This is a genomic window from Natrinema marinum, assembly GCF_024296685.1.
In the GTDB taxonomy this organism is placed as follows: Archaea; Halobacteriota; Halobacteria; order Halobacteriales; family Natrialbaceae; genus Natrinema; species Natrinema marinum.
On the sequence record NZ_CP100763.1, the window covers coordinates 2,486,022 to 2,497,885 of the forward strand.

At 66.2% G+C, this 11,864-nt stretch carries 15 protein-coding genes; 6 read left to right on the plus strand and 9 right to left on the minus strand.

Annotated features, from left to right (window positions below; all coding sequences use genetic code 11):
- Positions 1-17 precede the first annotated feature (17 nt).
- From NKH51_RS12370 to NKH51_RS12380, 3 genes are all read right to left on the minus strand, one after another.
- The gene (locus NKH51_RS12370; protein WP_254761990.1) at positions 18-842 is read right to left on the minus strand and encodes an MBL fold metallo-hydrolase; all 825 of its coding nucleotides are present in this window, start codon (positions 840-842) and stop codon (positions 18-20) included.
- A gap of 72 nt (positions 843-914) precedes the next feature.
- Positions 915-1,244, minus strand: a complete 330-nt coding sequence (locus tag NKH51_RS12375; RefSeq protein ID WP_254761991.1) for a hypothetical protein — start codon at positions 1,242-1,244, stop codon at positions 915-917.
- 122 nt (positions 1,245-1,366) lie between these two features.
- Entirely contained in the window at positions 1,367-2,857 is a 1,491-nt protein-coding gene (locus NKH51_RS12380) for an ATP-binding protein (protein ID WP_254761992.1), read from the minus strand.
- 160 nt (positions 2,858-3,017) lie between these two features.
- Between NKH51_RS12380 and NKH51_RS12385 the strand changes: the two genes are divergently transcribed.
- On the plus strand, positions 3,018-3,389 hold the full coding sequence (locus NKH51_RS12385; protein WP_254761993.1) for a universal stress protein: 372 nt from the start codon (positions 3,018-3,020) through the stop codon (positions 3,387-3,389).
- A gap of 2 nt (positions 3,390-3,391) precedes the next feature.
- Complete coding sequence (locus NKH51_RS12390; RefSeq protein WP_254761994.1) at positions 3,392-3,973, plus strand: GNAT family N-acetyltransferase; 582 nt, start codon at positions 3,392-3,394, stop codon at positions 3,971-3,973.
- Positions 3,974-4,010: 37 nt separating this feature from the next.
- Here NKH51_RS12390 and NKH51_RS12395 read toward each other — a convergent pair whose 3' ends face one another.
- Positions 4,011-4,469: a universal stress protein gene (locus NKH51_RS12395; protein ID WP_254761995.1), complete on the minus strand. Its 459-nt coding sequence runs from the start codon at positions 4,467-4,469 to the stop codon at positions 4,011-4,013.
- Between the two features lie 118 nt (positions 4,470-4,587).
- Here NKH51_RS12395 and NKH51_RS12400 point away from each other — a divergent pair, with 118 nt between their 5' ends.
- Together NKH51_RS12400 and NKH51_RS12405 are read left to right on the plus strand one after the other, a co-directional pair.
- Positions 4,588-5,049, plus strand: a complete 462-nt coding sequence (locus NKH51_RS12400) for a universal stress protein (protein ID WP_254761996.1) — start codon at positions 4,588-4,590, stop codon at positions 5,047-5,049.
- A gap of 102 nt (positions 5,050-5,151) precedes the next feature.
- Positions 5,152-6,414 carry a DHH family phosphoesterase gene (locus NKH51_RS12405; protein WP_254761997.1) on the plus strand — a complete coding sequence of 421 codons (1,263 nt, stop codon included), beginning with the start codon at positions 5,152-5,154 and terminating at the stop codon, positions 6,412-6,414.
- A gap of 332 nt (positions 6,415-6,746) precedes the next feature.
- Here NKH51_RS12405 and NKH51_RS12410 read toward each other — a convergent pair whose 3' ends face one another.
- From NKH51_RS12410 to NKH51_RS12430, 5 genes are all read right to left on the minus strand, one after another.
- The gene (locus tag NKH51_RS12410) at positions 6,747-7,442 is read right to left on the minus strand and encodes a hypothetical protein (protein ID WP_254761998.1); all 696 of its coding nucleotides are present in this window, start codon (positions 7,440-7,442) and stop codon (positions 6,747-6,749) included.
- 108 nt (positions 7,443-7,550) lie between these two features.
- Entirely contained in the window at positions 7,551-7,985 is a 435-nt protein-coding gene (locus NKH51_RS12415) for a DUF5807 family protein (protein ID WP_254761999.1), read from the minus strand.
- A gap of 151 nt (positions 7,986-8,136) precedes the next feature.
- The gene (locus tag NKH51_RS12420) at positions 8,137-8,586 is read right to left on the minus strand and encodes a DUF7500 family protein (protein WP_254762000.1); all 450 of its coding nucleotides are present in this window, start codon (positions 8,584-8,586) and stop codon (positions 8,137-8,139) included.
- 30 nt (positions 8,587-8,616) lie between these two features.
- Complete coding sequence (locus NKH51_RS12425; RefSeq protein ID WP_254762001.1) at positions 8,617-9,216, minus strand: archaellin/type IV pilin N-terminal domain-containing protein; 600 nt, start codon at positions 9,214-9,216, stop codon at positions 8,617-8,619.
- A gap of 5 nt (positions 9,217-9,221) precedes the next feature.
- Positions 9,222-9,827: an archaellin/type IV pilin N-terminal domain-containing protein gene (locus tag NKH51_RS12430; RefSeq protein ID WP_254762002.1), complete on the minus strand. Its 606-nt coding sequence runs from the start codon at positions 9,825-9,827 to the stop codon at positions 9,222-9,224.
- Positions 9,828-10,265: 438 nt separating this feature from the next.
- Between NKH51_RS12430 and NKH51_RS12435 the strand changes: the two genes are divergently transcribed.
- Together NKH51_RS12435 and arlF are read left to right on the plus strand one after the other, a co-directional pair.
- A complete protein-coding gene (locus NKH51_RS12435; protein ID WP_254762003.1) occupies positions 10,266-11,393 on the plus strand; it encodes a FlaD/FlaE family flagellar protein in 1,128 nt (375 codons plus the stop codon).
- 38 nt (positions 11,394-11,431) lie between these two features.
- Positions 11,432-11,863: an archaellum stator protein ArlF gene (gene arlF, locus NKH51_RS12440; RefSeq protein WP_254762004.1), complete on the plus strand. Its 432-nt coding sequence runs from the start codon at positions 11,432-11,434 to the stop codon at positions 11,861-11,863.
- The last annotated feature ends 1 nt before the right edge of the window (position 11,864 follow it).

Here is an 11,864-nt window from a genome sequence, read left to right on the forward strand (position 1 = left end):
GCCCACTGGCGAGGGGCTTACAGCACGTACTCCTCGCCATCGACGGCAAGCGATTCCTCGAACGCCTCGTCGGCGGGGTAGAAGTGGGCGACGTGTACGAGGCGCGTCCGATCGGCGTTCAGGTCGTCGGCCAGCGCGAGTGCCCCCTCTCGAGTCATGTGTTTCGTTCCGAACGTCCGGGGGACGCCGTCGTCGTCCTCGTGGCGGCCGCCGAGGGGGTGGTACTCGCAGAGGTCCGCGGGGACGATGCCGTCGGCTAACAGCAAGTCGGGGTCGGCGAGCACCTCGCGGGAGACTTCGGGCACGCCGTAGCTCGTGTCGCCCGAGAGCGACAGTTTCGCGCCGGTCTCGGGGTCCTCGATCGCGAGGCCGTAACAGAGCAGCGGCGGGTGATCGACCGGTACCAGCGTCACGTCGAGCCCGCAGATCCGAACCGACTCGAGCGGCGTCGTCGGTCTGACGGTGACGGCATCGAGGTAGTGGTAGTCGTCACGGACCGTCTCGGCGACGCTCTTGTCGGTCTCCGGGTCGGTCTCGTCGGCCGCGTACACCGCGAGGTCCTCGAGGATACGAAAGACGTTGCCGAGGCCGTCGAGGTGGTCGAAGTGGATGTGCGTGATGATCGCCGCGTCGGGTAGGGGGACCTCGTCGCGGAGGAACTGGTAGCGAAAATCGGGGCTGAAATCGACTAGCAGCGACTCGCCGGTGCGCTCGTTTTCGACGTGGACCGAAAAGCGCGTGCGCTCGACGCCGCGTTCTCGGGCCGCGGCGCAGGTGTCACAGTCACAACCGACGGTCGGCGTTCCGGTCGTGTCGCCGGTACCGAGCAGCGTCACCCGCATCGTCGAGTCTCCTCCCGTCGGTCAGCTGCCCGCGCTGCGTGGCGCCCACCTGCGGGCGCGAGCGCCATCGTCCTACACATACGCTCGCCCTTCCTCGAGGGCCGTCCGAACGAACGGATGCTCCGCGTTCGACTCGAACCGATCGGCCGGCAACACGTGCAGGGAGACGACCACGCTGTGTTCGAGCCCGACGGTCTCGGCGAGGCGCTCGAGGTCGCGTTCGACCGTCGACTCGTCTGACTCGAGAACCAGCAGTACCTCGACTTCGGTGTGGACGCCGCGGTCGTCGCCCCGGACGGCCGCGCCGAACGCGACGAGACGGCGAATCGACTCGCCGTGGGCCGCCCGTGCCCGCTTGGCGAACGCGTCCGCGGCGTCGCCCGCTGGCGCTCCATCGCTCATGCGTCGTGATAGACGGCCGTCGCATAAAGGGTATGCTGTTCGTCAGACACGGTCGAACGCGCTCCGTCGCGGGGCCGCTGGTAGTCGGAGCGAAACCGACGCCTCGAGCGGCGGCGGCAGAATCAGTGATCGTGGTCGTGGTCGTGATCGTGATCGTGCGAGCGGTCGCTCGGCTCACCGGCGTCGGACTCGTCCGACGAGGATCGCCTCGCGTTGCTCGGCTCACCACCGTCGCTGGCGGCGTCACCGAGGTCGCCGCCGGCGACGAGCGCGTCGTGGTCGCCGCCCATCATGTCCATGTTCTTCAGGGTGTCGCGCTCCTCGAACTCCTCGACGGCGTTGAGCAGGTCTTCCTGGGTGAGTTCGGTGCGATCCTCGGTCAGCGCCTCGAGGACGGCTTCGCGAAGCACCATTCGGAGGTCGCTGCCGGTCAGTCCCTCGGTCACGTCGGCGATGAGGTGGGGGTCGAACTCCTCGATCTGCATCTGCTGGGTGATGACCGTGAGGATGTCCGCCCGCATGTCGTAGTCGGGTTTGGGGAAGTTGATGATCTCGTCGAAGCGTCGCCAGGCGGCGTCGTCGAGTTGGTCGGGGTGGTTCGTCGCGCCGATGAGCAAGACGTCGTCCTCGATGAGCGAGACGTTGTCGATGCTCTTGAGCAGGGTGTTGACCGCGCGCTTGAGGGCGGCGTGTTCGTCGCTGCGCCGGGTTTTGGCGACGAAATCGAACTCGTCGATAAAGAGGATACACGGCGAGAGTCGCTTGGCGACCTCGAAGGTTTTGTCGACGTTTTTGGCCGTCTCGCCGAGGTACTGCGAGGTGATCATCGAGAGCTTGACCTCGACGAACGGCAGGTCCATGTCCTGGGCCAGCGCCTGTGCAGTCGAGGTCTTTCCGGTCCCCGGCGGCCCGACGAACAGCAGCTTGCCGATCTCGCGCAGGCCGATATCGGAGAGATACTCCCGGTGTTCGATCGCCTTCGAGATCTTGTCGAGTTCGTTCTCCTGGTCCCGGGTGAGGACCAGATCGTCGAGCGTCGTCTCGACCTCTTCGGGCGCACGGACCTCGACGAGGTCGAGCATCTCCTCGTCTTCCTCCTCGTCGAAGTACTCGCTGAGCAGGCCGTCGATCCAGACGCGGTCGGCCTGAATCGGCCGATTTTGATCGCGGGCCTCCTCGTGGGTGGCGGCGAACTCGTAGTCGTCGTGGCGCTCGAAGTGTTTCGCCAGCGTCGGGTTCGCGAGCAGGCGCTCGTCGTCGACGCGTTCGGCGTACCACTCCTCGGCCATCCCTTGCTGGGCGAGGGTGATCGTCCCGGAGAACTCGTCGCGCTCGGTGAACATCAGGTCGGAGACGGCCTCCCACGGCCGGTCGACGCCGGTCGCCTCGCGTGCGGTGCTCGTCGTGACAGACAGCGGGCGACTGATACCGGCCGGCTTCCGGTTGCTTCCGCCGGTCCCCCCATTGGCGCCCCCGCTCTCGTCGTCGACGCCGCCGGTCCAGAAGACCCGGCGGAACGACGGCGGAAGATCGTTCTCGTCTAGCGTCCGGTCATCCGAATACACGCTCGTCGTGAGCAGAAACTCCACGACATCGAGCGCCGCGTCACTCATTCCGTGAACCTATTCGCCACACGTTCTTAACAGCGTCGTCATGCGCAGCGTATGCGATAGCGTTCCACAGACGCTGAGTCGTTGTGCCACGGCGACCGCTGGGACCGCGCCCCACCCGAATGGCACAACCGTTTTCGTCCATCGGCTCACACTCACCCGTATGAACGTGTTGCTGGGTCTCGGCGGCAGCGACGAGTCGGTGAAGACGCTGCGACGGACCATCGAGCGGACGAGTGAGGTCGGTGACGACCTCACCATCGTCGTCGTCGACAAGCCCGAGTCGAAACGCTCGCAAGACGAGATGTACCGGGAGGCGGTCGACGAACTCGAGGACGCCGGCCTCGACGACGTCACCGTCGAAACGCTCGAGGGCGATCCGGGAAGCGCGCTGGTCAACTACGCCGAACAGGGCGAGTACGACCAGCTCGTCATCGGCGGCGGCACCCTGAGCCCGATGGGGAAGATCCAGCTCGGGCCGATCACCGAGTTCGTCCTGTTGAACGCCCCGACGACGGTCAAACTGGTGCGATAACGATGGCGGGTTCGCGCCAGTATCCCGACGAACCGTCCGGCCCCTTCCCCTCGCCGACGACGACGGTCGAGGACCGCGAGGGGCGATCGATCGAGATCCAGTCACCGGCAGGGTTCACCGATGAGACGCTCGAGGACATCGTCACGATGTACACCGAGTTCGACCCGACCGACCGGGCACAGGGGATTCCCCCGACCGGCGAAGCCCGCATCCGCAACTGGCTCGAGGCCATCGGCGACCACAGCGTCAACGTCGTCGCTCGCCACGACGGCAACGTCGTCGCGCACGCGATGTTGGTCCCCGACACCGACGATCCGTCCGCGATCGAACACAACGGAGACATCGAGTGGGAACTCGCCATCTTCGTCCTGCAGGCCTACCAGCGGGCCGGGATCGGCACGGTGTTGCTCGAGAACTTGCTGGGCCACGCGAGCGAGGTCGGCATCACCCACGTCTGGCTGACCGTCGAGCGGTGGAACAACCCGGCGATCGCCCTCTACAAGCGGGTCGGCTTCGAGTCGACCGGGACCGAGAGCTTCGAACAGGAGATGGCGATCCTGCTCGAGGCCGACGGCGACCGGTGACCGCCGGTTCGACCGGTAGCGCGTTCTCTGGTGACGATCACACCGACAGCACGGGCTGGCTCGCGTAGGAGAGGACGTACTCGGCGGCCTGCTCCAAGACCTCCGCCTCGGTGCCGGTGACGGGCTCTCGCGGGAGGACGATGAAGTCGGCTTCGACGGCGTCGGCGGTGTCGAGGACGACGTTCCCGGGGTGGCGCGTCTTCCGCGTCCGCGAGAAGCCGTCGTCGACGGAGGTGGCCAGCGGCACGTCGGCCTCGGTGGCGACCTCGCCGATGTCGGCGAAAAAGCCCTGCGTGTTCTCCGCGACGTCGGCTTCGTCCACGGTGCCGGCGTCCAGTCCGTAGACGACGCCGCGTCCGAGGATGAACAGCGCGTGGACGGCGGCGTCGTAGCGGTCGGCGACGGCGACGGCGTACTCGACGGCGGTGGCTGACTCGTCGCTTCCGTCGACCGGCGCGAGAACGGTGTCGACGGTAAACGGCTCGCTGGCGTCCATACGCGGCAGTGGGCGGCCCGTCACAAAAAAGCCACCCCACGCCCAAGAGAAGCGAGGTCGCCAGCCCACCCACGGGCTGAACGGTGATATTTAAGCAATCACGGATGAACGTCCGAGTATGTTCGATACGGTCGTGATCGCAACCGACGGCTCAGACAGCGTGAAACGGGCCGTCGACGTCGCCCTCGACCTCGCCGGCCGATTCGACGCCGAAGTCCACGCGCTCTCGGTGATCGACGCCAGCGAGGTCGACGCCTCGCCCCAGCAGCTCCGGGACGAACTCGAGACCGCCCTCGAGACGACCGCCGACGCCGCGCTCGCCACCGTCGAGAATCGCGCACAGCGGGACGTGACGACGGCGGTCCGCAAGGGGCACCCGGCCGTCGAGACCTGCGAGTATGCCCGCGATGTCGACGCCGACGCGATCGCGACCGGCACCCGCGGCCGCCATGGCGAGAACCGCCTCCTGCTCGGCAGCGTCGCCGAGCGGATCGTCCGCACCTCGCCGGTCCCCGTGCTGACGGTTCGGCAACTCGATCCAACGGGCGACGACGGGACCGAGACGGCCGCGGACGCCTGACTGCGATCGACGGCTCGGGAGCGCTCGCCCCGACGCATCCGCGCCGCCGTTCGGGCTCGCGATACCGGCGATTACTTCCCCGCCGGTCACGCAGCAGGGAGCATGTACGACGAACTCATCGAGAGCGGCGATCTCCCTCTCGCCCGCAAATCCGTGCTGCCGGGAACCGGCTTCTTCCTGCCCGACACGCTCGAGGAAGACCTGGAGGACCAGCAGACCGAAGCCGCGCTCGAGGGGGCCGAGGCCGCCGTCATCGCGGACCCGGACGCTGACGGGCTGGCCTGTGTGGCCCTCATCCGGGAGGCCTACGGTGACGTGCAGAACATTCCGGAGCCCGACGAGGCCGAAGAGAGCGACGCCGACGCCCAATCGGAGCCGGTCGCCGACGCGACGGACGACGCGGATGCGGAGAACGTCCTCCCGGCTGGCGAGGCCGACGCTCCGCTCGAGGAGCCCGAACCGACGCCGCACACCGTCGCGCTCGTCCCTGCCAGCCCCCACGACGTGGAAGACGCGCTGGCGCGCGTCGCCGAGTACGGCGACGAGGGGATCGATCTCTTCGTCTGCGACCTCGCGCCCGACCGATACGAGTACGTCGCAGACGAACTCGCCGCGGCGCTCGAGACCGCCGACCGGATCGCGTGGTACGACCACCACCAGTGGGGCGACGACGTGGCGGCGGCCGTCCGCGAGGCCGGCGTCGACCTCGTCGTCGGCGACTCCGACGAGGAGTGTTCCGCCGACGTGGTCTATCGCTCGCTCGAGTACGACTTCGACCCGCTGTACGAGGAACTGGCCGCTGTGACTCGAGACCACGATCTCTGGCTGCGCGAGGACCCGCGTAGCGACGATCTGGCGGACTACGCCTACTGGACCGACCCGGCCGAGTACGTCGAGGTTGTCCGCGAGTACGGCGTCGACCTGCCCGACTGGGTCACCGAGTACATCGCCGAGCGCCGCGTCGAGAAAGAGGCGCTCATCGAACAGGCCGTCGGCCGGGCCGAACTCCGCGAGATCGGCGGCTACACGGTGGGCATCACCTACGGCCGCTGTTCGCAAAACGAGGTCGCAGAGGCCATGCGCGAGCAGGGTGCCGATGCCTCGGTAATCGTCAAACCCGCCGGCTCGGCCTCCATCCGCGGCACCGACGAGTTCGACCGCTGCCACGAGGTCGCGGGGAAAGTAAACGGCGGCGGCCACCCGAAGGCCGCCGGCTGCAAACCCGACATCTACGACGACATGCTCGACTACGCGAACCACTGGACGACCCGCGGCGCCGTGACGAAGCGGGTCATCCTCGATGCGTTCCGTGATGTCGTCGAAGAAGCCGACGAGGACGCCGAGAGCGACGCGGGCGACAACTAAAGACGGGTACCCGGCGGCGGTGGCGCGCGCTAGGCCGCGGTGAGGCGAGCGAGGCGCGAGCCGTGCGAGCACCTCGAAACGCGAACGGCGACGCCGTGAGCGCACGACGAACCGCGGAACGACTCCGTTCGAGGGATGAGCGCGCGAACGGAGTGAGTGAGCGAATCGGTTGGGGAGGGCGTGGAAATCCCGTGTTGCCGCGATAGCAAGAGCACGCTATATTCTGTACACGATCGTTCGCGAGTATCCCGTTCGATCCACGGGGACCAGCTAACGCATGCTCTGATTCCAGCATTGCCTCCGTGTATCACATCCGATCGAGCGGACGACAATCACTGTCGCGACGCGAAGTAGCGCAACACGAGCTGTAAGACGTGAACGAAGACGCCGGCGACGGCGATGTAGACGCCGATCGTCTGCAAGGCGACCGACGCGGTCCGCTGATCGCGCACCTTCCAGATTTCCCAGCCCAGCCGCAACAGGAATCCAAGAAAGATCAGCACGAAGCCGAGGAGCAACACCGGCGGGACGAACGTCCCGACGAGAATCGCGACGAGGCCGCCGATGAACGCGTAGTTAGCGTACGACCCCCAGTGCTCGAACGTCTTCGACCGCGCGTAGACGTAGGCCGCGATAGCGGCGGTCAGCACGGCCACGACGACCGCCGTCACGAGGAGGATCGTCAACTGGGCCGCTCGAGGGGCGAAGCGCAACACGCCGGCCCCGAAGATACCGAACGCCAGTTGCAAGAGAACCATCCCGACGAACGCGATCCCCGTATCGCCGCCCCGGACGCCTCGTTCGGCGACGAGTTGGCCGGCCATGATCGCCGCGCCGTAGACGACCGCACCGATGATCGGCACCGAGAACAGGTAGTCGTTGATCGTCGCGAGCGGCGTCGCGACGAGGACGTACATCACCGCCACGTTGATCGCCATCAGCGCGCTCGCGCCGCCGATCACGCGTGCGTCCCGACTCGAGAGACCGACCCCGCTGCCGGTCTCGTACGGGGTTTCGGTCGAGCTCATCGATCCCGCTACGTCCTCGAGCGTCAAAGGTCGATGGCCGACAGGTGCCGGTCGCGGTGCGAAGACGACCGAAAACGACGCGCAACCGACGACCCAAAAGCGGCGGAATTACGCCTCGGGCGCGTCGCCTGCGTTCCACCGGTCCGAGTACGCCGTCCCGCAGGTACACTGCGCGTAGGCGTGGACGACATCCCCCTCGGCGTAGATGCCGCCGACCTCTTCGTTCTGTTCCTCGGCGAACGCGAAGATGAACTGCACCGCGTGACCCTCGCCGTCGGCCTCCGGACACTGCCCGGTAGTCAGGGCGTCGTCGATGTCGCCCTCCGTGCTCATCGCCGACTTGGCGAACTCCATCGCGCCGGTGCCGGTCGCGGCCTGAAAGGCGCTTCGACCGCTCTCGCCGTCGACGACGATCAGTATCCCGTCGTCGACTCGGTCGCCGAACTGCTCGAGTCGGTCGTCGGAGACGTACGAATCGGCCAGAAACAGCGCGACATCCTCGGGGCGCTCGCCCGCCAGAAACTCTTCGCGTGGGTTGCTCATACCGGCGGATTGGCGCTCGAGGTGGAAAAAGGACTGTATTCGCGTCCGCGCTTGTCCGCGAGTCCGCGGTCGACCGTGGCTATCGCTGGCAATCGAGTGTCGAAAAATGAACGCCGTGGTACTCCCTGTCGTTCGTGAAGCGGCCGACGAGTCAGACCTCGAGATCGGACGCGGCCAGCATGACCTGCAGCGCTTCGCTCGGCGACATGTCGTCGTCGAGCTGGCCGGCGTACCAGGTCAGGAGGTCCACGAACACTTCGCGGACGTCGTTCGACGTCGCGCGGTGGTGTGCGAGTTCCCCGTCGGTCTTCAGTGTGATATCGACCCCATGCGGTTCGGACGCGTCGGCGAGTGCGTGATCGGCGCGGTGTGTGCGTGCGTGATCGTCACCCTCGCCGCGGCCGTCTCCGGCGGGCCGATCGCCCGCTGGAGGGGTGGCCGCGGCCTCGAGGGCCGCCGAGTTCGCCGTGCGATTCGGTCCGGATTCCTCCGAGCGAACGAGAAAGCGATTCTCGCCCAGTTCGTCGACGCGGTCGTCTTCTAACCGCAAGTCGTCGGGGACGAGAACGCCGTCGTCGTGCTCAATGGAATCGGAGGTCATAGCAGTGGTTGGTTATAGGTGGAGGTGGCGTTAGACCGAGACGACCTCTTTGTCACCGAAGGTCGACGGCACGGTCACGCCGTAGCTGAACTGCGCACCGGACTGGTCGATGAGCTTGACGGTCGCACCCTCTCCGCCCTCGAGTCCGTTCGTCTCGATCGCGGAGACGTTGATACCGAGTTTGACGCGGTCGTCAGTGTTCAGCAGTTCGGTGCTGCTTCCGGCTCCGGTGATGTTCTCGGTTGCGAACTCCGTCGCGCTCGCTCCGGCGACGCTGTCGCCACCGTTGTCGTAAACTAGTGTCACGTCAGCGTCGTCGCTGGTATACTGTACCGTCAGCGAGGACAGGTCGATCGCGTTTGACCCGGCCGACTTCATGATCGTCATGTTGACCTTGTCGACGTAGTCACCGCTGACGTTCCCACTCGCGTGGACGACTTCGACCTGGTTCGCGACGGCTTCCTGCGTCTCGGAGCCGGTGTCGGACGCCTGGCTCTGCAAGACACCAGCCGTGTTGATCAGCACGCCTGCCGCAATCGCCGCGACCAGGACCATCGCGATGAACACGATGAGCGTCCCGATTCCGACCTGCCCGCGGTCGTCATCGGAGACTTGAAGTTTTTCGAACATCAGTGTTAGACCTCCACGACCTGCTTGTCACCGAATGTAGACGGGACGCTGATGCCGTAGGTGAACTGCGCACCGGACTGGTCGACCAGCGAGACGGACGCACTACCGCCACCTTCGAGCCCGTTTCCGCCGTTGATCGTCGCGACGTCGATAGCGAGTTTGACGCGGTCGTCGGTGTTGAGCAGTTCGCTACTGTCACCGGCACCGGTGATGTTCTCGGTCGCGAACGTCGTTCCGCTCGAGAGCGACGCCGGCGTCGCAGTGCTGTTGTACGTAAGTGTCACGTCGTCTTTGTCGCTCGTGTACTGGACGGTCATAGCCGACAGGTCGATCGCTTCGGAACCCGCCGATTTCATGATCGTCATATTGACCTTGTCGACGTAATCACCGGAAACGGTACCACTCGCGTGGACGACTTCGACCTGATTCGCGACGGCTTCCTGCGTCTCGGAACCGGTGTCGGACGCCTGGCTCTGCAAGACACCAGCCGTGTTGATCAGTACGCCTGCCGCAATCGCCGCGACCAGGACCATCGCGATGAACACGATGAGCGTCCCGATCCCGACCTGCCCGCGGTCGTCGGTATCGTAGTCTGTTATTGCTTCGAACATTGTGTGTACACCCTGTATGCCGTCCTCGCCCGCATCGTGCCAGCTGCGTCGCGACACGAGCCGTCCGCGCGGACGCTCCCCGCCGGCTCGACGGGCCGAACCCGTCGCTCCCACCGTGGGCGTGGCGACGGGACACCGGTGGCGTCCCGTCGAAGGCCGGCGCGTGACGAGGTGTGTGGCATCACAGATTCTGGGGATGTACCCCAGCCGCCACAAGGGATAGTCGGAGTATCAAGCTCAGTATCACTTCAGTCGGCGTATCGAGCCTCGACTCACGACTCGAAACACGGACCGATTCGGCGGACGAACTCGAGCGTACACCTTTAGGACCGCTCTCGCTACAGGGGAGTAGCATGACCGCATCGTCCGATGGGGACCGCCACCACCGCTGCACTCGGCGATCGGCGACGAGCCGACTGACGCGTCCGCGGAGGTAAGATGGATTTCGGACTCGACTCCCTGCGCGACCTCATCGAAGACTTCCTCAGTGCCAGCGGCGGCCGCCGGGGCCGCGAGCGCGAGCAGCGCCGACAACAGCAACCCGACGAACCCGCAGGCGACGCTGCGACGGCCGACGCGCAGGCACGCGATGACACTGGATCGACGACGGCCGAAACGACGGCCGACGCGGGAGCCGTCGAGGACGATACCGGGGGCGGCAGCGGAGGCGGTGGCGGCTTCTTCGGCCGCGGATCGGGAGCCACCGACGAGGACGACCTCGACGACCTCTACTACCGACTCGAGGAACTCGAGGAGGAACTCGAGGAGAAGGAGTCGACGCTTGGCACGGTACGCGACTCCCAACAGCAGGTCGCGGACCAAGTCGAAGAGATGAACGACACGGTCCGCCAGCTGCTCGGCGTCTACGATATGTTGACCGACGACGTGAACCCGTTCACCGGCGACGGTGAGGAACGGAAGGGGTTCGGCGTCTTCGGCGAGGACGAACCGGCGGCCGACGGCGGCACGCAGGCGGAACTCGGCCTCGAGGACTCGAAGCGATCGAGCAGCGAGGAGACGGTGTCGTTCGACGATCTGAAGGGCGTCATCGAAGACGCGGCGGCCGCACAGGCCGACGGAAGCGGTGGCGGCGAGCGGATCACGTTCGACGAGGACGACATCGGCAGGACTGACGACGGAGACGACGATACCCGCGTGGAAGTGCAGGCGACCGAGAACGTCGACGGCCCCGACACGGACGACGGGGGCGATGCGAGTGACGCAGACGACGGCTCGGACGTGACCCTCGAGACGCTCGCGGACACGTACGCGACGGACATCATCGTCTTCGAGTGGCTGACCGAACTGGTGCGGACGGCTGGACCGGCGGCGACGCTGCGGGCGATCTCGTACTACGCCGAGATCGGCTGGATCGACGACGGGGTCAAAGAACAGCTCGAGGCAGTGCTCAGTGGCCCGGATCTCGACATCCACGTCGATCCGGGAACGACGCCGGACGAACTGACCGCGGAGGATCACGCCGACAGCTACACGTACATCATGAAGCTCCAGGAGATCCACGAGACGAAACGGGAAGTCGAACCGGACGTCGAGTCGGGGGCGTAGCCGTGACCCGAGTCGGCGGCAACGGAGGGTGATCGAACGTGGGATTCAGTACCAGCGGGGCGACGGCGATCATCTTCGTCGGCGTCCTCGTCGCCGCGGGGATCGCCGTCCCCGTCCTCCAGACGGCCCAAGAGGAGCGACGGACGGCGATAGCAGAGCGCGACGATCGGGCGCTGGCGATGCGAAACACCGCGATCGAGGTCGCGTCGTGGAGCTACAACGAAAGCGGGAACGACGATTTCACAATGGACGTGAACAACACCGGCTCGACGGTGCTCTCGGTCTCCGAGACGGATCTACTGGTCGACGGCGTCTACCAGGGGTCGTACGCGACGAGCGTCGACGGGACCGCCGACCGCGAACTGTGGCAGCCCGGCGAGACCCTGACGGTGACGGTCTCGACGTCACGGCCTGACAGGGTAAAGATCGTGACCGAACACGGGATCGCCGACACGGTGACGGGGGTGTGAT